The sequence below is a fragment of the Chania multitudinisentens RB-25 genome (assembly GCF_000520015.2).
In the GTDB taxonomy this organism is placed as follows: Bacteria; Pseudomonadota; Gammaproteobacteria; order Enterobacterales; family Enterobacteriaceae; genus Chania; species Chania multitudinisentens.
This window is the reverse complement of record NZ_CP007044.2, coordinates 1,904,801-1,924,201: the sequence shown is the minus strand read 5'-3', so window position 1 is coordinate 1,924,201 and position 19,401 is coordinate 1,904,801. Positions and strand designations below refer to the sequence as shown.

20 protein-coding genes, 1 tRNA gene and 1 pseudogene are annotated in these 19,401 nt (G+C 54.1%); 9 read left to right on the top strand and 13 right to left on the bottom strand.

Translation table 11 applies throughout. The features are described 5' to 3' along the window. Positions 1 to 47 precede the first annotated feature (47 nt). Positions 48 to 1,124, top strand: a complete 1,077-nt coding sequence (gene mltC, locus Z042_RS08505; RefSeq protein WP_024914265.1) for a membrane-bound lytic murein transglycosylase MltC — start codon at positions 48 to 50, stop codon at positions 1,122 to 1,124. A gap of 59 nt (positions 1,125 to 1,183) precedes the next feature. Here the strand turns inward: mltC and speF are convergent, their stop codons facing one another. Further along, complete coding sequence (gene speF, locus Z042_RS08500) at positions 1,184 to 3,346, bottom strand: ornithine decarboxylase SpeF (RefSeq protein WP_024914264.1); 2,163 nt, start codon at positions 3,344 to 3,346, stop codon at positions 1,184 to 1,186. 707 nt (positions 3,347 to 4,053) lie between these two features. On the opposite strand from speF, the gene Z042_RS08495 reads away from it, so the two are divergent. Beyond that, positions 4,054 to 4,129 (top strand) — tRNA-Phe (locus Z042_RS08495). Positions 4,130 to 4,363: 234 nt separating this feature from the next. Here Z042_RS08495 and Z042_RS08490 read toward each other — a convergent pair. From Z042_RS08490 to Z042_RS25925, 5 genes are all read right to left on the bottom strand, one after another. Continuing rightward, positions 4,364 to 5,344 (bottom strand): tyrosine-type recombinase/integrase, encoded by a 981-nt coding sequence (locus Z042_RS08490; RefSeq protein WP_024914263.1) that lies wholly within the window; start codon positions 5,342 to 5,344, stop codon positions 4,364 to 4,366. Continuing rightward, positions 5,322 to 5,561 (bottom strand): hypothetical protein, encoded by a 240-nt coding sequence (locus Z042_RS26265; RefSeq protein WP_167336759.1) that lies wholly within the window; start codon positions 5,559 to 5,561, stop codon positions 5,322 to 5,324. The genes Z042_RS08490 and Z042_RS26265 overlap by 23 nt, the downstream gene beginning before the upstream one ends. After that, the gene (locus Z042_RS08480; RefSeq protein WP_162149763.1) at positions 5,558 to 6,469 is read right to left on the bottom strand and encodes a TraI domain-containing protein; all 912 of its coding nucleotides are present in this window, start codon (positions 6,467 to 6,469) and stop codon (positions 5,558 to 5,560) included. Before Z042_RS08480 ends, Z042_RS26265 begins: the two co-directional genes overlap by 4 nt. Positions 6,470 to 7,074: 605 nt before the next feature. Continuing rightward, positions 7,075 to 7,275: a hypothetical protein gene (locus tag Z042_RS25930; RefSeq protein WP_154666924.1), complete on the bottom strand. Its 201-nt coding sequence runs from the start codon at positions 7,273 to 7,275 to the stop codon at positions 7,075 to 7,077. Between the two features lie 450 nt (positions 7,276 to 7,725). Beyond that, the gene (locus Z042_RS25925; protein WP_154666914.1) at positions 7,726 to 7,929 is read right to left on the bottom strand and encodes a hypothetical protein; all 204 of its coding nucleotides are present in this window, start codon (positions 7,927 to 7,929) and stop codon (positions 7,726 to 7,728) included. Between Z042_RS25925 and Z042_RS24485 the strand changes: the two genes are divergently transcribed. Then, complete coding sequence (locus Z042_RS24485; RefSeq protein WP_154666912.1) at positions 7,924 to 8,559, top strand: hypothetical protein; 636 nt, start codon at positions 7,924 to 7,926, stop codon at positions 8,557 to 8,559. The two genes, Z042_RS25925 and Z042_RS24485, sit on opposite strands and share 6 nt — an antisense overlap. Positions 8,560 to 8,817: 258 nt before the next feature. Further along, positions 8,818 to 9,039: pseudogene (locus tag Z042_RS26535) on the top strand (conjugal transfer protein TraF); the annotation flags it as partial. Here the strand turns inward: Z042_RS26535 and Z042_RS08465 are convergent. The 7 genes from Z042_RS08465 to Z042_RS08435 form a co-directional block, all read right to left on the bottom strand. Next, positions 8,995 to 9,477, bottom strand: a complete 483-nt coding sequence (locus tag Z042_RS08465; RefSeq protein WP_236849258.1) for a TIGR03747 family integrating conjugative element membrane protein — start codon at positions 9,475 to 9,477, stop codon at positions 8,995 to 8,997. The pseudogene Z042_RS26535 and the gene Z042_RS08465 sit on opposite strands and share 45 nt — an antisense overlap. Positions 9,478 to 9,583: 106 nt before the next feature. Continuing rightward, the gene (gene traD, locus Z042_RS08460; RefSeq protein WP_024914257.1) at positions 9,584 to 11,635 is read right to left on the bottom strand and encodes a type IV conjugative transfer system coupling protein TraD; all 2,052 of its coding nucleotides are present in this window, start codon (positions 11,633 to 11,635) and stop codon (positions 9,584 to 9,586) included. Next, positions 11,628 to 12,209: a restriction endonuclease gene (locus Z042_RS08455; RefSeq protein WP_236849237.1), complete on the bottom strand. Its 582-nt coding sequence runs from the start codon at positions 12,207 to 12,209 to the stop codon at positions 11,628 to 11,630. Before Z042_RS08455 ends, traD begins: the two co-directional genes overlap by 8 nt. Positions 12,210 to 12,292: 83 nt before the next feature. Further along, a complete protein-coding gene (locus Z042_RS08450) occupies positions 12,293 to 12,808 on the bottom strand; it encodes an integrating conjugative element protein (protein WP_037407524.1) in 516 nt (171 codons plus the stop codon). Beyond that, positions 12,808 to 13,374 (bottom strand): lysozyme family protein, encoded by a 567-nt coding sequence (locus tag Z042_RS08445; RefSeq protein ID WP_045784862.1) that lies wholly within the window; start codon positions 13,372 to 13,374, stop codon positions 12,808 to 12,810. The genes Z042_RS08450 and Z042_RS08445 overlap by 1 nt, the downstream gene beginning before the upstream one ends. A 47-nt stretch (positions 13,375 to 13,421) precedes the next feature. Then, positions 13,422 to 14,177: a TIGR03759 family integrating conjugative element protein gene (locus tag Z042_RS08440; protein WP_236849236.1), complete on the bottom strand. Its 756-nt coding sequence runs from the start codon at positions 14,175 to 14,177 to the stop codon at positions 13,422 to 13,424. 10 nt (positions 14,178 to 14,187) lie between these two features. After that, positions 14,188 to 15,090 (bottom strand): hypothetical protein, encoded by a 903-nt coding sequence (locus Z042_RS08435; RefSeq protein WP_024914252.1) that lies wholly within the window; start codon positions 15,088 to 15,090, stop codon positions 14,188 to 14,190. A gap of 798 nt (positions 15,091 to 15,888) precedes the next feature. On the opposite strand from Z042_RS08435, the gene Z042_RS25920 reads away from it, so the two are divergent. The 5 genes from Z042_RS25920 to Z042_RS08420 all read left to right on the top strand — a co-directional run bounded on the left by Z042_RS25920 (position 15,889) and on the right by Z042_RS08420 (position 19,345). Further along, complete coding sequence (locus Z042_RS25920; protein ID WP_024914250.1) at positions 15,889 to 16,731, top strand: hypothetical protein; 843 nt, start codon at positions 15,889 to 15,891, stop codon at positions 16,729 to 16,731. A 136-nt stretch (positions 16,732 to 16,867) separates the two neighbouring features. Continuing rightward, a complete protein-coding gene (locus Z042_RS24470; RefSeq protein WP_024914249.1) occupies positions 16,868 to 17,071 on the top strand; it encodes a hypothetical protein in 204 nt (67 codons plus the stop codon). A gap of 1,067 nt (positions 17,072 to 18,138) precedes the next feature. Continuing rightward, complete coding sequence (locus Z042_RS26530; protein WP_236849235.1) at positions 18,139 to 18,570, top strand: LysR family transcriptional regulator; 432 nt, start codon at positions 18,139 to 18,141, stop codon at positions 18,568 to 18,570. Positions 18,571 to 18,609: 39 nt separating this feature from the next. Next, entirely contained in the window at positions 18,610 to 19,053 is a 444-nt protein-coding gene (locus Z042_RS26525) for a type 2 periplasmic-binding domain-containing protein (protein ID WP_236849234.1), read from the top strand. A 61-nt stretch (positions 19,054 to 19,114) separates the two neighbouring features. Then, positions 19,115 to 19,345: a hypothetical protein gene (locus tag Z042_RS08420; RefSeq protein ID WP_024914248.1), complete on the top strand. Its 231-nt coding sequence runs from the start codon at positions 19,115 to 19,117 to the stop codon at positions 19,343 to 19,345. The last annotated feature ends 56 nt before the right edge of the window (positions 19,346 to 19,401 follow it).

Below are 19,401 nucleotides of genomic sequence, written 5' to 3'. Positions count from 1 at the left end.
TGGCCCTGATAAGCACTCAACTCATTCTTCTCGTATACGGCTTTAAGATGAAGAAAATTTTAGCTTTGCTAGTGATAGCGCCCTTGTTGATCTCTTGTTCTGACCAGAAAAGCGAAGAATTCAACGAAGCCCTGGTGAAAGACACCAATGGTTTTGAGATTCTGATGGGCCAGTTTGCCCATAACATTGAGAACATCTGGGGCATCAGCGAAGTGTTGATCGCCGGGCCCAAAGATTACGTTAAATATACCGATCAGTATCAAACCCGCAGCCATATCAATTTTGATGCGGGGACGATCACGGTCGAAACCATTGCCACCACCGATCCTGCCGCTCATCTGCGCCAGGCAATTATCAGCACCTTGTTGATGGGGGATGATCCGGGTTCCATCGATCTCTATTCCGACGCCAACGATATCCAGATCAGTAAAGAACCATTCCTGTATGGCCAGGTGCTGGATAACAGCGGCCAGCCAATCCGCTGGGAATGGCGTGCGGCACATTTCGCCGACTACCTGCTGCAAACCCGATTACAAAAGCGTACCTCTGGCCTGCACGTGATTTATTCGATCACGATCCAACTGGTGCCTAACCACCTGGACAAGCGTGCACATAAATATCTGCCGATGGTGCGTAAAGCCTCTGAAAAATACGGCGTTGAAGAGTCGCTGATCCTGGCGATCATGCAGACTGAATCCAGTTTCAACCCGTATGCAGTCAGTAGATCCGATGCGCTGGGCCTGATGCAGGTCATGCAGCATACCGCCGGTAAAGACGTGTTTCTGATGAAGGGCAAAGGGGGCACACCAAGCCGCAGCTATCTGTTCGATCCAGAAAACAATATTGATACGGGTACTGCTTACCTGGCGATCCTGCAAAACAACTATCTCGGCGGGATCCAGAACCCGACCTCGCGCCGTTACGCGGTGATCACCGCTTATAACGGTGGAGCTGGCAGCGTGCTACGGGTCTTCAACAGTGACAAGAACCGTGCGGTAGAGATTATCAATCAGATGCAGCCGGGAGATATTTATCAGACGTTAACCAGCAAACACCCCGCGAGCGAGTCACGCCGCTATCTGGTGAAAGTGAATAACGCGCAGAAAAGCTATCGCCGGAAATAGTGCGCGTTTAAAATCACAACCCCGACAAGGCCGATGCATAATACATCGGCCTTGTAGTTTTACTGCTTGATCATATAGCCGAAAATCCGCTTCCAGCCGTGATCTTTCTTTTCAATGTATACGCCCTGCAATTCAGGGGAGAAACCCGGCAAACGATTGATCCCCTCTTCCAACGCCAGGAAATAACGCTGCACCGCCCCGCCCCACACTTCCCCTGGCACCACACACAGCACGCCTGGCGGGTACGGCAACGCCCCTTCCGCTGCAATACGCCCTGCCGCCTGACCAATCGGCACCAGTTCAACGTTGTCGCGGATAAACTCCACGTTGGCATCCTGTGGGTTCATCACCACCTGCGGGAAATGCGCCCGGCGGAACATCTCTTTCTGGAGTTGTTTCACATCAAAGCTGACATACAGATCGTGCATCTCCTGGCACAACTGGCGGATGGTATAACCTTGGTAACGCTGCTCGTTTTTGCGGTATACCGTCGGCAAAACCTCACTTAACGGCGCATCCTCTTCAATGTAGCGCTCAAATTGCACCAACATATCCACCAGATTGTTCATCTTTGCCTGGCTTTCCGCCGGAGTCAGCAAGAACAGGATCGAGTTAAGATCGCACTTTTCCGGCACAATCCCGTTCTCACGCAGGAAGTTGGCCAGAATAGTGGCCGGTATACCGAACTCGGTATAGCGCCCGGTAGCCACATCAATGCCCGGCGTGGTCAGCAACAGCTTGCAAGGGTCCACCAGATATTGGTTCTGCGCATAGCCCTCAAACCCATGCCATTGTTCATTTGGTACAAAGTTAAAGAAACGCGCATCATTGGCGATCAGATCGGTTGCATAATCCTGCCAGTCTTTACCTGCCACCTGCTGTGGAATAAAAGGCTTAAGTTGCACACAACGTGCCAATAACTGCTTACGTGTTTCAATACCCAGCTTGACGCATTCCATCCACATACGGCGGCCAGCGGCCCCGGCGTGCATCTTGGCATTAACGTCCAGCGCCGCAAATAGCGGGTAGAACGGGCTGGTAGACGCATGCAACATAAATGCATTGTTGAGATGCTTGTGATTGCAATGGCGCTTCTGGCCTTTGATATGATCGTCTTTCTTATGGATTTGCGAAGTCTGCGAGAACCCGGCCTGCTGTTTATGCACCGACTGAGTGACGAAAATGCCCGGATCGTGTTCATCCAGTTCCAGCAACAACGGTGAACACTCCTTCAGCATCGGGATAAACCCTTCGTAACCCACCCAGGCGGAATCAAACAGAATGTAATCACACAGACGGCCGATGGTGTCGATCACCTGGCGGGCGTTATAAATCGTGCCGTCATAAGTACCAAGCTGGATAATTGCCAAACGGAAAGGCCGTGGCGCATTGGCCTTCTCTGGGGCGATATCCCGAATCTGCTCGCGCAGATAGCGTTCATCAAAACAATGGGAGTCGATACCGCCAATAAAGCCAAACGGATTACGTGCAGTTTCCAGATATACCGGCGTTGCTCCAGCCTGGATCAACGCACCGTGGTGGTTGGACTTATGATTGTTACGATCGAACAGCACCAGATCGCCACGCGTCAGCAACGCGTTGGTCACCACTTTATTCGCCGCCGAAGTACCATTCAGAACAAAATAGGTTTTATCGGCATTGAACACTTTGGCAGCATGTTTTTGCGCATCTTTCGCCGAACCTTCGTGAATCAGCAGGTCGCCCAACTTCACGTCGGCATTACACATGTCAGAACGGAAAATCGTCTCACCGTAGAATTCAAAAAATTTGCGCCCTGCCGGATGTTTACGGAAAAATTCACCACCCTGATGGCCAGGGCAGGCGAAGGTCGAGTTTTCCATTTCCACATAGGTTTTCAGCGTTTTGAAAAATGGCGGCAACAGTGCCTGTTCGTAAGCATCAGCCGCTGCTTCCAACTGCGCCATGTAAAATGCCTTGGTCGCCGCGGAAAGCGCAAATACACCGCTAATCAACGGCAAATAATCTGGGGAAAGTAACTCATCCCCCTCAACAGCAACAAACGTCGGGATACCAAAACCGGTCGCTTTAAGCGTTTCCAGAATCCCGGCGTTCACGTCATCGACAGACACCACCACCGCCGCCACATCGGTATAATCGGTCTGTTCCAGGCGAACAATCTGGCGTAAGGTCTCGATACTAGGTACCAGGCTGACGCTTGTCGCTATTTTCAATTCTTTCATTATGCTAACTCTCAAACGGTTAAGGATGAGGGTGTGCCATAAGACACATGATGAGATAACCAATGGTTACCCCGGCAAATTGATGCCCTGCATTGCAGCCAAAAGTGCAAACATGAACGGCTGATGTGGTTAAACATCAGGCAGTTATCGAGGCTGGGATCAGCAGCGTCCGATAGACATCAGTAAAATCAGAGCCGCAGCTCTATTTTTAATAATGCCTAACAGCGAGCATCGGGGGGCCTTACCGCATGAGGTGCAGCGGTAAACGCGAGAATGATATCTGGATAGAACAATGGCGGAGCGGCAGCATCAGCAGATGTCTAGTGTATAAAAACGCTTGAGTAACGAACCCTGTCATGTCTGTAACCCTTTGATTCTGATGAGCGTTATTTACTATTACTGTGATGAATGGAGCAAAAAACCTGCGCAATGATTACACGTTTTTTTATGAGGTTCAAGTAACAATTAAAGGGCTAAGCCAAGGATAATAATGATGGTAACTCATTGTAATTTATAAAGATAAAAATAAATCCCAGAAAAATCAAAATGGTATAAAACAACACATTTATTGCATATCTATATTACTTGATACCGCAAGAGTACAATCGTGGGCATCTGCTTGCTGCATGAAAATAGAGCAACCGATCGAGTTTGTGACAGAAAGCGATTGACGGCATACGGCCAAATACGGTTTAATGCGCCCCGTTGCCCGGATAGCTCAGTCGGTAGAGCAGGGGATTGAAAATCCCCGTGTCCTTGGTTCGATTCCGAGTCCGGGCACCATTTTCCCATGTTGCAAAGTTGTTATTTTTGCGTCCAAAACGCAAATAAACACTCTGTAAAAAAGACGGAACTGGACTGTTCACTGTTTTTTCCTAGGCGAAACTGATTTGCAGTTGAACATAAGGTTTTGGTCAAGAGCCGAGTCTGTTAGTGCAGATCTCGGTTTTTTCGCGTCCGAGTGTTACTAACTTTATTTTCAATGTCAATTTTTTAGTGATCCAGACGGATCCACTCTCAGCTTTTTTTGCCCCGCCGACGCGCAATTTCTTCATCCACCACGTCCCCCAAAAACTTTGTGTCAACCTGGATATATTCCATCGTCGACTGCAGGCTCGAATGTCCCAACAATGTCTGCACATCCTTAAGATTGCGGTTCGGTGATCTCATCAGGTTGGTCGCCATGGTGTGCCGGAAACGGTGTGGCGTTGCGGTATACTCCATCATCCTCGACAGGCGGCGGAAGAATGAGCGCAATGGCACTTCCGTCATCGTCTCCGGGTATTTCTTGCGCAACCGCGGGACAAACCGCCCGACATTGAATAACTGTGCATCCGGCAGGGCATGCTGTTGTCGGCTCTCGTCAAGCACCCGCGCCAGCCAGGGACGTAATACTTTGGCGATCGGCACCTCGTGAGCATGGTGATTTTTACATCCCGCCGGATCCAATTCGATAATCCCATCCTCCAACCGCACATCCATCAGGCGGATGTGCAGCAACTGATTCAACCGTATTCCCGTTGTGTCCAGCAGTTGCAACACCGTCATCCAGAACCAGCAGGGCTGCAGGGCATTCGGGCGACCATACAGGGGCATCTTTCCTGCGGCCTCTTCCTCGCACAACAGCATCATCTGCGACAGGGTGCGATTGATATGGGTATTGGTAATGGTTTTCTTCTTCTTTTTCCCCTCCTTCACCAGCGCGCCATTAAACGGGTTTTTCTTCTGGGGCACCAGTTTCCGCTCTATTGCAAAATTCATCAGCGCCTGAAGATGCCGAACCTTGCTGTTCCAGGTGCGGGGTTTTCGTTGCTGGACGCCAAGGACTTCCTCTTTCCAGGCCAACACGACCTCTTCGGTGACCTGTGCTGGCCTGAAGCTGTTAAAGGCCAGAAACGTCCTGACGTTTTTCTCGTAGCTCCAGCGCGATGCCTCGCGCAGCGTTCGGGTAAAAAAATACACCTCAAGCAGTTCCTCAAAAGAAAATGTCTTTCTCATCCGACTCATTTTCTGCTGCCGCAGGCAGTAGCAACGCCAATGACGCTTCAATGGCCCGTGTCTCCTCTTCCGTTCTGACAACGGCCAATAATGGCGCATGCCCTTCGGTATCAACCTCCTCGCGCGCGTCCTTTGTCTGTGCTGCCAGCAGGACATCGGAGGCCAGCAACACCGTGGGAACCGACGCCTGCGGGTCAATCGGCACAGTGGCCATCACGTATCGCTTGCCACCTTTTGGACCGCGACAGGCGGTACCGTCACGGGAGACAGCGGTGCTGATACCGGTAATGCCCCCGCAGCCAGGGGGCCCGGCACGCTGGCTACCGTCACCGGGACTGGCGAGGCCACCGCCGCAACCGACGATGGCGGGTAGCGCATCCGCCACTGCTTTTCCGCTTCCTGACGGCCGTTCTGTACCAGCACCCGCAACATGCCGCCCTGCGTGTCATCCCCCACCAACACCGCCAGGAAGGTGCGGTACAGCTCAGGAAAACGGCTGAACCAGGCAGGCGCCACCACGGGCAGGAGCTGGGTGCCCAACAGCAGGCCCGTTCTCTCCGGCAACATCGCCGACGTGGGGGCCACAAAACGGAACCGGTACGGGGCCATCAGCGGCCCCTGGAGCGGATGCCAGGACACCCCGCTTTCATACTCCACCTGCAGATGCCCCAGCACCGGTAAAAAAGAGAGCAGCACGCTGTACGCCGTGGCCGCCGTCCACACCTCCGTCTGCCGTGACTGGCTCTCCACATCACTGTTCATGGGCAACATGTAGGCCTTGCGGTGCTTGAGCGCAAACACCAGGCTGTCCAGCATCATGTCCAGCAAGCCCCCCAACCGGGCATAACCGTCCCGTTCACTGGCCGGGAACTGTTGCATCAGCGCTGCACAGGCCCTGACCGGCTCCAGGTACAGCGTGATGAACAGCTTTTCATCCACGCCCGTCAGTTGGCGTAACTGCCCGACCCGTTGCACCCTCGACGCCTCGGCCAGCAGCGTTTCCGCACTCACTGGCAACAGGTAACCGGCCGGAACAATCGGCTCCTGCCTGTCTGGTGGCGTGCCTGCGGAGGCAAAAGGCCCCGACAGCCATCCCCGCATTCTGGATAGAATGATATGTATCACTTTTCTCTTCCCCGGTGTTGTCATAGCCGGCCACTCTATTCATCTCCCCCAGACGGACAACAAACAAATCCGCCTCCCCTGCCGGAATTTAGGCGCGGGCAGGCCTGCGATGTTTGCGCATACACAATCAGACAGGGAAAAACGAATGGCGTGACATCACGCCCAACAGCAGAATGAACACAAAACAGGTCGGTGGCAGGCAATCATCAACAGCCTGTCTCGACAAAGGTAGCTGCCGCAGTGTTAAATTCTTTTCAATATAATCAAAACATCATTTCATTATTAATACATGCAAAATGAATAATAAAACATGAGTCATATCAATTTTTTATAAAAAAACTGCGAGCAACCCTGTCCCATATCAATAAAAAGCAGGTTTCCCCTTTACTTTCAACAGGTAAAAAAACACAAAATCGACAGGAAAAATCTGAATGAGGGGGAATTGCCGTTCTTACAGAAAGGGAGGAGACTGACATCATCCAAAGGAGAGGGATGTCGCCATGCGGTTACCGATACCTGTCCTGCACAGCAGACGGGGCCGGGTCGGCCCTGGGAAAACACACCCTGTCCTTTCACAAAGGGAGAGGTAGGGAGTAGATCACGCTCTAGTGCACATCGTAGCGCTTCTTGCCCCTCTCTGGATGATAATTGAAGTACGTATTGCGCCGTTTCTCCAGCATACGGTAAAAGACCAGCAGCTCCGCACGATTGAACCCCACCTGCTCTTCCTCCAGGCGCGCAATGATGTCTTCAACGGGATACCAGTCGATCACCCCGTACACGAAGAACTCCTCTTCTTCCTCCATCGTATCCCAGGTCCCGAACCCCATCCTGTCCGCGTAGGAAAAGAGTTTGACGCACTTTCGAAGAAAGCGCTCTCGATAGTCAATGGGTTGTCGTTCCCGCCGGGGAGGCTTTCTACTCATCGTCATCTCACCCAATCCAGTCTCTCTCTGTAACACTAAAACGTGCTGTCATGTCCCGTCAAATGATGCCAGACAGCAATATATCACCCGCCTCGTTCTCAAAAGTTGATCTGAATGAACGATCAATTCGATCTGATTGATCGAAATAACCCATTATACATGCCGGAGCCATTCCATTAGAGTCTGTTCAGGCAATGAAATCGCATTACCCCTCGGGGAGTAAAATGAAGACTTTATTATCATCGTAATAATACGGAGTATGGTATGCATCCCTCTTATAACGCATTAATCGCATTATTACGTGCCAATAATACGTCTCATCCGTTCGAATTAAATAAAGAAAATAACATCAATACCCGTGACCGGAAATACAGTGAACAGTCCACGGTGCGTTTTCAACCCGCCGTCCGGCAATTTCTGGATAATCAGGTCGAGGCCCTCGGCATTCCCTTGTCCGGCCTGCTCAATGTCATTCTCACCGGCGTGATGCAGGAAGCCGTCAATCCCGTCCTCGCGCAAACGACGACGGTGCATGAACGGTTCTGGCTGCTGATGGACGCTCATGGCCTGGATGCACTGCAGGTGGCCCAGTTGCTCACCCCATTCAATATCCGCCTCAGTGTCCTGGAAGACCGCGAACGCACCCTCGACTACCTGACCCAGGACGTCATCAGGCAACTGGCTCACTGGTTTCATGTCGATGATGCCTGGCTATGCGGGCGCAGAGAAACCACCGTCAGACTCGCTGACCCCGGCGGTCCGGCCCAGTGGAGCGGGCGGGTTGAGGACATCGTGCGCGAACTGCCCCTCAGCCAGGTGACCGTCTTCAGCGCACTGGGGGGCATGACCCCTGAGCACCCCTTGCCGCACGTTGACGTCGGCACCGGCCACCAGGTCGGCCTGTACGCCACCACCCGGCAAAACATCAACGGGGTCAGGGTCTTGACAGTCAGACTCTATGCCCAGATGCCATTGCATGACCCGCAGGTACAGGAAGACTGTCGTCAATTGAACGCGTTGTGCCGTAAAAAATCACTGCACGGCAGTCAGCCATTACATTATCGGCAGTTCACCCCGGCACAGATGGCCGCATTACGCCATCCCACCACCCTGCCGATATTACTGACCGGGGGAGATCCACGCCTCAATATCAACGGGGAATGAGAAGGACGCTATTATGGAGAATACCCTGCCATTTATTACATTTTATTTGTTTGATGCCTTATTGACGTTAAATGTCATTTCAATGCTGACAGTATTTTATTTAAGGAGCCACTGACCAGAAAAACCAGCCTCACCCTATTATTACACGCCATTGTATTTCATTCAGGTGCGCCAGCACCCGGGAAACTGTTGTCCAAAAATACCAAAAGGGTTATTTCAATGAAAAGAAAATATACACAGCGTTTCACCTTAAGCCTGATGTCCACACTCTTGTTTGGCTTCTCTTCCGGGGCCCTGGCGGCCAATACCTGGACCGAAGCCCGCGGGGATGCCATGGGGGGAACCGGGGTAGCGTCCGCCCACTATGGTGCCGCCGCGCTCGCCAACCCGGCCCTGCTCACCCGTTATGACCAGAGCGATGACATCAGCCTGATGTTACCGGCGGTGGGCGCCCGGGTACCCGGCCCCGAATCGTCGCAGGTCGCGCCGTACCAATCCTTCCGTCAACCCGACCAGCAGCGCCAGCACAAACAGTGGCAGTGAGAGCGTCAAAATCATCAGCCGCACCACAAAGGTCAGCAGAACATAGACGCCCGCCAGCAAAAAGTCCTGCAACAATCCGTACAGCCAGCCACCCCATGCCTGCAGGGCCGAAGCCCCCGGTTGCTGGCTGCGCTCCCGCCATTCACTGACCCCACTGTCAATCAGCAACCCCTGCGCCAGTTGCCGGATGACCACATGGCCCGTTTCAACCGGCGCACTGTGCAGCAGGCTGCGGGTAAACCCCTCCGACAGGTATTCCAGTTCCTTCACCAGCATCTGCTGACTGTGCCGCATCCCCTCTTCTGGCCAGAGAAACACCATCCCCAGGTATTCAAATACCAGGCTCAGGAACAATGAGGCCAGCAACACCCCCATCAGCCCCAGTGGCCAGTGCCACAACAGCCGGGACAGCAACCCCGGATTCTTTGCCGGCCCGCGCTGAGACGCACGCAGTGTCTGTTCCGCCATTCGTTTTCTCCTCTCAGACCGTGGCGCTCAACCACCAGGTTTCCCCGGTGCGATAGTGTTTCTGCATCGAATCCGCCACCGCCAGCAGGCTGGACGGCATCTGCGGGTCGAATTCCTTCGCCGGCAGCGGCATGCGGATTTTCCACAGCTGGCCCCCTTCGAGCAGGGCGAACGCCTGCCCCTTCGGCAGACTCATCACCTGGTCTGGGGTTATCATCGGCACCCGCACGGTCGACACACGGTCCTGGGTATTACTGGTAAAATGCTGGTCGTTGTCCTGACTGCTGGCATCGGTCGCCCCCGATATCAGGGTGGTGGTGAAGACCTCCACCTCCGGGAGCTGGTCGGTCAGCAACGTCGCCGTGTCCTTCTCCTTGACCCGCAGCATCACCAGAGTATTGAAGTTCCCCACCACCTGGTGAGCCTTGGCGGCATTGCCGATTTTGGCCTCGATGTCGGCCAGGGTCTGGGTGTACGCCGTCACCTGGATACCGCTGCCGCCGCCTTTGTTAATCAGCGGGATAAACTCGTTCCCCATCAGTTCATTAAACTCGTCACCGTGCAGGCAGACCCGCATTCCGGTCTCGGCCCCCGGTGGCAGTCCATCGCCAAGACCGTGCTTGTAAATCTTCCCGGCGACCGACACCAGGTCGGCAAACATCGAATTCCCCACCGCCGCCGCGACTTCGGTATCGGACAGCGCATCCAGCCCGACATACACTACCGCTCTCTTGCGGATGGCCTCTTCCCAGTCAAAAATGGGGCGACTGTCGTCCATGTCGAGGTAATCGGGTGCAATCAGTTGGGCCACCTTGCCCGAGGTCAGCTTTTCCAGCAGGGGGAGCAAAGACGCGACTATCTTGTCGTAGTACTTGCGGTCGTAACGCACGCTGGAGCGCAGCCCGCTGAGGATAGGGTCATCATGCTGACGTCCCTCTTCGGTACTCAGGAACTGCTCCAGTGCCACACATAACTGACTGCGCCCTTCCATATGGGAAGGGAGCCGGTTGGGGTCAACCAACTGTGCCAGGTTTCTGATGCTCTCCCACTGTACGGGAGCCTGCTGGACCAGGTAATGCTCGGCATAGCACTCGAACAGCTCATCGATGTTGCGCACATAATGCTCGATATTGCTGTAATCCGGACGGCGCCCCATGGCCACCAGGGTCTGGGCAATGATGTTCACAAAACGCCAACTGAACTCCTTGAACGCGGCACTGCTGCCCTCCCCCGAAAGCGGACTGGTCACCCGGCTGGCAACCTCGGTGATACGCCCGAACCGACCAATGCCGTTATAGCGCGCACTGAGTTCAGGCCAGCCCAGGTGGAACAGGTAGAACTCGCGTCCCGCCCGTTTGGCCTCGGTATACATGCGTATCAGCAACTCCGGGTCACCCTTCGGGTCGAGCACGAACGTCGGGTCGCCGCGACGGATATCCTGGGTCACCAGCACTTCGGCGAGCCGGGTCTTGCCGACACGGGTCGTGCCCAACACCAGGGTGTGCCCCACCCGCTCGCTCAGCGGCGTGCTGACCTCCTCCTCATCCAGCTCGATGCCGTGCAACAGAGGTGAACCGCCCACTGGCGGTAACGGCCGGGCCGGATTAAACCGGCTGTCAGTCGCCGTCAGCCGGGTCAGCATCGGTAGCTGATGCTCAAAACGCCGCTCAAAGCGACGAACCGCCTGGTAGAAAACCGAAGGATTGACGTAGTGCTCCACTTCCGGGCGCAGACAGGTCAGCAGACGCTGGGTGTGTTTTTGCTGCCAGCGGAACCCCTTGCCCAGGAACAACCGCTGACGGCTCACCGGTATCTGGTAGCTCTTCAGGGCATAGTGCGGCAGACGGCGCAAGTTACGGCGATACTTCAATATACGCAAGCCCTGACGCGCACGTACCACGGCAAAGGCCCCGAAGCAGGCACTGGCCCCCAGACTGAGCGACGGGGCCAGGGCCACCGACCAGGGGGCCATCGCACACACCGCGGCGGCAGACGCGGCCACCGCAGCCGACTGCAACTCCACCGCCGGGCGCAACAGGGCTTCAATCACATGGCGGTCACTCATGGAGACCGCCTTTTACCGTTGCATCACCCTGATGGGCCGTACGTGTGCTGGTTGTTGTTATACGTGCGGAGCCGGATGAGGAAGGGCACAACGTCGCGCCGTCGTTCAGGGACCAGGGCCGTTCACTGTCGAGCAGGGCCAGCAGCCGCGCACCACTGAGCAGCGTGATGGCCGGGAAGTCCCGCAGCAAGGCCTGGCTTTTGGGGCCCGTCCGTCCGGTATGCACAAACAATCCTCGACACCCGTACTGCCGGGTCAGGACGTTCAGTGCCGAGACGTGTGCCGGGGTTATCGCCCTGGCATACCGTTTGGCCTGTATCAGGTAACGCTCTCCATCCAACCACACCTGGCCATCAATCCCCCCGTCACCGCTGTAGCGGAGATTGCGTACCATCCGGTAACCACGACGTGCAAATACCGTCAACAGCAATTCCTCAAACACATACGGGTTGATGCTGCGCAGGTACACCAGGCGCTGTGCCTCTCCCGCCAGTTGGGGAAGTCTGGCCAGCACCCGCGCTGCCTGCCGCTGGTAACGCCAGTGGCGTGATGACCCGCGACGAAAAACACCCATCACGGCCAGCATGAGCATCACAAAAAACACCGACATCCAGCCCAGAAAGGGATGCCAGGTCAAAAACATCAGGATATCCATCATCATTGCTCTATCCGCTCCGCCGTTATCAGCACCGGGTAATGCGCCAGCCCCAGCCGGCGCGCCAGGTCATCCCCGGAGACCGGCGACAGCGTCAACCCCGGGGCGCGGGCCTGCAGTGCACGCCAGGCGGCAACACTGTCTACATTGACTACCAGACCGGTTGCCCCCAACTGCTGCAAAACCGACAACCGTGCCGCCAGCCAGCGGTGAGACAGCTCATCATCGCCAATCAGGAACAACGGGGCCATACCGGGTAAATCCACGTTGTGGGCATTGACCGCGCCCGGTGTCAGTACCCGAGAACGCACGGGCAGCATACTCTCCGGCGTCACCGGCCCCGACAGTGACGGGGCCGCAAGGGAAGGCGGGGAATTGCCCTCGGGCACCGCCAGTGACTCAAAATACGGGGCCATCGACACCCCGCCCAGGTCGGCAATCACCGTCAACCCGGCCGTGGCCGGGAAAACCATCAAGCTGGCCAACAGCCAGGCAGAACAACGTAACAAGGTTTTCATCAAGACTCCTTGGGGGTCACCCAGGCCAGGCTGGCCGGGTCTGGGGAAGAAGAGGTCGGGGAGGCCATCAAGCGGCTGAGGTGACGCTGCACGATGGCCCGGTAGGTTTTGGCGGGTGCCCCGCCCGCCGGACGGTGATAACAGGCGGCCGCATCCAGCCAACTGCCATTGCGCTGGCGGTAGCAGGCACGCAGAATACGTGCCGTGGTGTTGAGGTTGTCGTAGGGCTCAAAAGCCTCGCAGGCACTGCGGTAGTGGTGTCCGTTATACCCCAGGTTGGTCTGCCCCAGGCCAACATCGATACGTTTGAGGGGGTGGGTACGCATAAACCGCGTCAGCGCCTGACACCCTTCCGCCCGGGTTGCGTAGCGGTAACTTTTGCCCGCCACATTCAGCGTCCACGGCCAGGGTAATGTGACCTTGTTGACCGTGCGGCCGCTCTCGGCCAGGGCCACGGCAAACAGCACCTCTGCCGGCACCTGGTGCTGACTGGCCACCGTCCGGTAGCCTTCAGGGATACGGACACCCGCGGCCACCGACCCCTGGGCGGGCGGCAATCCCCACATGGCCAGTACGCTCAACACCGTCAGGTGTGTGACCGGCAGAACAGACATCAGTAGGCTGCGGGTACCCATACACCGTCCTCCCCCTGTTTCAGTACCGCCGGCATGGCCCCGTTACCGAGGGTCAACCAGCGGCCACCGTCATGGTTCAGGGTGATGTCTCCCGCTTTGACCTTCTCTACCGGAATACGGTGACTGACCGCCCACTGACGTACCGCGGCATCACGGCCTCCGCTGTCCGTCAGGTACACATCAAACGCCACATTGCGGCTCAGCAACCCGATAATCGCCTTGTCACAGCGTTCACCACAATCACTGCGCACAAAGACCGCCAGGCGTCCCCCCTCCGTCGGTGCGGCCCCCATGCCCTGTATCGGCAACAGGTTCGGGTACAACCGTTTCCAGGCCGCATCGTACTCGCGCTGAAACGCCAGCTCTGCCTCGACCCGCCGGTATTCCATCTGCACCGACAACTCGGCAAAGCGTTTGCGCTCCTCGGCACTCTGCGCCTCAATCCCCAACACCATCAGCGGGTCAAGGTGGGGGGACTGTTGTCCCCGGCGCCCCTGCACCAACTGTTCATAGCGCTGCCACTCGCTCTCGGTTACGCCCCATTCCGCCATGCCCGCCGTGGTGCGTTCGCGGGTCAGGGTGTCGGTCTGGGAGACGCCTTGCTGCGTGTTGGACTGGGTGACCGACTGCGGCGCATTCGCTGCCCGGCTTTGGGTTACCCCTCCCACCACTGCGGTGATAAAGAGCGCCCCCAGCACGCCCGGCACTGTCGACAACACGTCACGAATTCGCATGACATTCTCCTCACTGTGGGGTCAATACACGAGTCTGCGTACTGTTGGGCGGAAGAAAACGGGCCTGATGCCCTTCGATACCGACCAGGCGCCAGCCCTGCACCGAGCTACCTGGGGCGACCAGTTGCAGTTGAGCCAGGCCCTGTCCGGTCGGCGGGGCCACCACGGCAAAGGTCTGCCCGCCCCGCGTCTCAATGCCGGACAGCACAAAAGGTGCTGGCTGGCGAGTTGACGCTGCAACGGGCGACGTGGTTGTTTTAGACGTGACAGCGGTTTTTGGGGCTGTCGTCGGTGTGGCGGCAGGTGTGGCGGATGCACTCGCCGTCACGCGGGTCTCCAGGTCAGAGAGCGTTCCCTGCAACGTACGCAGTGACTGGGCCTGTGTCGCGTCCACCTCTGCCTGCTGCTGTAACTGGCTACGCACCCTCTCCAGCGCGGCCCGGGTATCGCGCTGCTGCGCATCAATCCCGGTCTGCCAGTCTGCACGGGAGACCAGTTCGCCTGGCAGAACCTGCAGACGCGTCTCCAGGCCGGTCACCTGTTGATGCAGGACCTCAACGGACGCCGTCAACCCCGCCGGCAGGCGGGCAACCAACGCAGACTCCAACTCCATCAATTGCTGTTGCTGGGCCTGCTGGCGAACACACAGCAGACCGACCATTACCCCCCACAGCGTCAGGACACCATAGCGGGCTCCCCGATAAAGGCCTTGCCGGGACAGAGCTGACAAAAATGCACGGGGGGCGGACGCGGAGGGAGCCGCAGGCTCGGCCGGGCGGGTTGGCGCAGGGTCTTGCGGCAGAGCGTCGGGCAGTTCACTCTCAACGCTCGGGACCACAGTCGCCGTCATTGGCGCAGCGGGCCCGGTCGGGCTGACCGGGGAAGCAGGACGTAAAGACTCAGGCTGTGACATGGGTCACCTCCCGACGGACTGAAGACAAACAAACATCACACAGAATACACATGAGAACACTCCTTGGGACCAACAGAAGTGCTCACTGTGCGAAAAAGACGGGTGGGCCTCTACAAACAAACTGGCGCGCCTCGCCGGAATTTAATGCATCCCGCCTCACACCGGTGGTATTCAGGCGTACCTGCAAACAGGCCGTTATACTCTGCCATGCCATTTCCATGTGTTGTTTTGCGTCTTCAACTGTCGCCATCATTCTTTCTCACTTCTGAACATCCACAGATGTGCTCACCATGCGGAAAAGCCCCGACGACCGCCACAAACAAACAGACCTCCGTCACCGGAATTTACTTTCTCCATCATCAGCGACTACCGATAATTTCCTGCCCCCTGTGCAGATTTGTTTATCGCCGATACCCACCGACTCCCGCACGATAGCCGCTCCCCCTTTTTCTAACGGAGCAACACCATGCCATCACAACGCTTACCCTTTGAACTTGAACCACAAATCATCCACCACATCATCTACAGTCAGGCCGGCTCCATCGGCAAGGCGTCATTGAGCTGCTGATGAACGCCGTCGATACCGAGGCAACAGACGTCACGCTCACCCTGACCCACAACGGCTTTACCTGCCAGGACAACGGCCATGGCTTTACCAGCCGAGATGATGTATAGCGCTATTTCGGCCGCTTCGGCACCCCGCATCAGAAAGGGGATGCCACCTATGGCCGCTTTCGTCTGGGGCGCGGTCAGATAATGGCCCACGCCAGTACCGTCCGGTGTTCGAAGGTCTGGACGATGACCGTCGATACCCGCACCATGGGCTACAGCTATGACCTTGATGAGAGGGCTGATGCCGACGGTATCCCCAGTTGCGTTATCACCGGCCAGTGGTATAAGCCGATGACGGAAACCGAGTTATTGTCAGCGGTGCAGGAAATCCGCGACCTGGTACGCTACACCCCGGTACAGGTTGCGCTGAACGGCAGGCAGATATCCCGCGACCCACGCCTGGAGAAATGGGACGCTGAGGATGCCGTGGCATATTATCGCGTCAAGGAAGACGGCGCGGTCTCGATTTACAACCTGGGGGTTCTGGTCCGTCATGATTCCAGCCACCTGTGGGGAGCCGGCGGCCTGATTGTTTCCAAACAGGGCATTAGGCTCAACATCTCCCGCACCGAGATATTGCGCAAGACCTGCCCGGTCTGGAAACGTATCGCCCCTCAGTTTGGCAAGATGGCCGATGACATCGCCTCCCACCAGGGTGAACACTGCAAGACTGAAGCCCGCCGTGAAAAATACGCCCGAGCCCTGCTAGCCAGTGACCCCAGACTGGCCGAGATTTACCACAAAGAGGAGGTGGTGACGGTGTTGCCCGGCAAACGCCACCTGTCCATAGATGACTTTTTGCGTAAATGCCAGCGCTCAGGTGCCAAGCGCAGCGGGCTGTTTACGGTTGTCGAGAGCGGGTTCGATGTGCCCAAAGGGGAAGCCATTGCCCGACAGGGGATCGCCCTGGTCGTCCATCCGCAGGCCCTGTCCCGCTTTGGCTGTTATCACGCCCAGGACTTTCTCGACAGCCTGGAGCGCATCCAGGCCAATATGCGTCAGTTGACACAAAAAAATACAGCCCTCTAGCACCGACCTTCCACGGCACTGCCCGCACTGATTGTATTCAGCCCCTGCGTGAAGCCTACATTGAGCGTACACAGCTCCTGACGGAAAAGGAAGCGCTCGACAAAGAGACCCGGCGGGTCTGGACCGCCCTGCGCTGGTGTCTGCATCACTACGCCCGACTGTGCACCGGGGCCGTGCTTGGTACACGGGACAGGCCCATGAGAGGAAAGCGTTCCATATTCTTATCGGCAGTTCAAACACCGCGGAAGCCTGGACCGATGGCCACAGCTACATTGCCTTTGTCAACGCCAAGATTTATGACCGTTTTTTACTGCCTTATATCATTGGCGCTAACACCTGAATGATGACTGTTTTTTCATCTTTCAAAGTGTCGATATAAATGGCTTCTTGAGGGGCACTACCGCGCCAGCATACTGCTCCAAAGTCACAATCTATCCTGCTTATATCCTGTAGACTTCAATTTCTTTGATTTTCTGCGTATCGTAAAATTTAACTGCATATTACATTCTCTTTACAACTCCTGGCGTTGCCAGGATGAGAAGTGTATATCTTATGCGGTCTCTTGTTAATATTCTGATAAGTAGAGAAAGTGAATCTGGGCTGTGCCGTTTAATTTGGCAACCGTTAAAAAGCAATCCATTTAATTTTACAGGTTTATTACGGAAAAAATTTAATTATTAATTTTCTCTTATATTTTTTTAGGCACAGTACAAGGTTATTTTAGTTTTTACTCTCTCTTGCATGGGGAACAGTTGATATTGAGTGAAACAATATCCAGCTTATCAGTGTTTTTTGCTTCTGACTCAATGAGAGGATATATCGAATTCATTTCATGGCCAGATATCACTTACCATCTCTTAATCATGTCGCTGCCGTTATTGTTGATCATTGGCTTAATGCGAAAGATGCGAGCACAGTGGATTAATATAACCATATTATTCTATTCTGCTTTTACTTGGTTTTTGTTGAATGCCAGTATTTTCAATGATCGAGAGGCGAGTTGGAGCACCTATAGTTCGAGTGAGGTGTTTCGCTTTACATGGGCATATTCTGCTGGGTGGATGATATTTTGTCTGGCCATTTATACTGGAATTTCGATCTATCTCAGTAAAAACAAATGGTTATAAGTTTTTCACCGTAACGGTCATTGTCCTGCTGGTTGCTCAACCTCAGATCTTGCCAGCACTCACTACTGAGGAAACGACTTTGAACCTTAGAGTTCTGATCATGAGCAAACGCAAAAATCCCACATATTATTCATTATATTCAATAAATTAGAGGTATTGCCGCAAATTTTTGCAACCGACTGCTTGAATCTAATTAAGCACATTGCTATTTGTTTACATATTGTATTATTTTTGCCAAGATAAAAGATAGATGATGTTATAAAACTGTGGATAGGTTTCTATGAAAGAACTTCCTAAAATTAATCAACTTAGAAACTTTCAAGCCATTATACGATATGGAAGTATAAGAACTGCGTCACACGCCTTACTTCAAACCCAGTCAGCTATGACACGCAGTATTCAAGAGTTGGAAAGAATATTAGGCATCACTTTATTAGCTAGGGGAGCACAAGGGATGGTATTAACCAAAATGGGCCGTATTTTTGAGCCTAGAGTTAATATGATACTCAATGATTTAGAAAGAGCTGTTGATGAATTGCATCAAGCTAGTCAGCTATCACAAGGCACTGTAGTATTTGGCTGTTCGCATTTGCCTGCATTTAGCGTAATATCTTCTTTAATAAACAGATTTCAGATGGAACATCCTACTGCTTCCATTACCATTGTTGAGGGGCAACTCTCCGAATTAATAACCTCTTTACGATTAGGGTGAATAGATTTTTTTCTTGGCATAGCTTCTCCTGAAATATCCATGAGTGATTTTTTTATAGAAAAATCAATCAAGGCTGAATTTTGTATTATGTCTCGAAATGAGCATGCATTGAGTAAAAGTAGCTCATTAAGACAGCTGAGAGGTGCCAAATGGTACTTTCCTAATGCAAAAATAGGATATTATAAAAATATAGAAAAACACATATTTCCAAACGGTAAAAGCAATAAAGATATTGTTGTCTATGGTGACTCAATGAGCATTGGCGAACAATTGGTTTTGAATGAGGAATATCTATTTGTTGGTCCCAAAGCAATACTCAAGGCAGATAGAATTAAAGATATAGTATCAATGGTTCCCATCAAAGAGACATTACCTGCAGCCGAATATATCTTGACCTACAAGCAACAACAAGGTCTGACACCTTTGGCCCGAAAGTTAATGGATGAAATTAATATTGCTATTACCGAACTGTTGAAACTGTAATTTAAGCTTTGTAACTGATTGTTCTTAATATGCTTTTCCTGACAACGGAGACGAGCAAATTATGAACAAAAAGAAACTTAAGGTACTTGCTACCGGAATGACCAAAGGCCTTAAAACCGAAACCGCTCTCAATGCATTTTCTTGTATGCTGACCAAGCCCACCGTTGAAACAACACTGAATGCCGAACTTACCAGCCACCCCGGCCATGAAAAAATGGGCACTGTTGCAAATTTTGGGCAGAGAACACCAAGCGTATCATCCAGCGGTGTAGCGCGGAGTGCTGCATGCTGACACCATTTCTTCTAGGTTTCGTAAGCTGAATAAGTATACTGGCTGCCTTTCCAGAC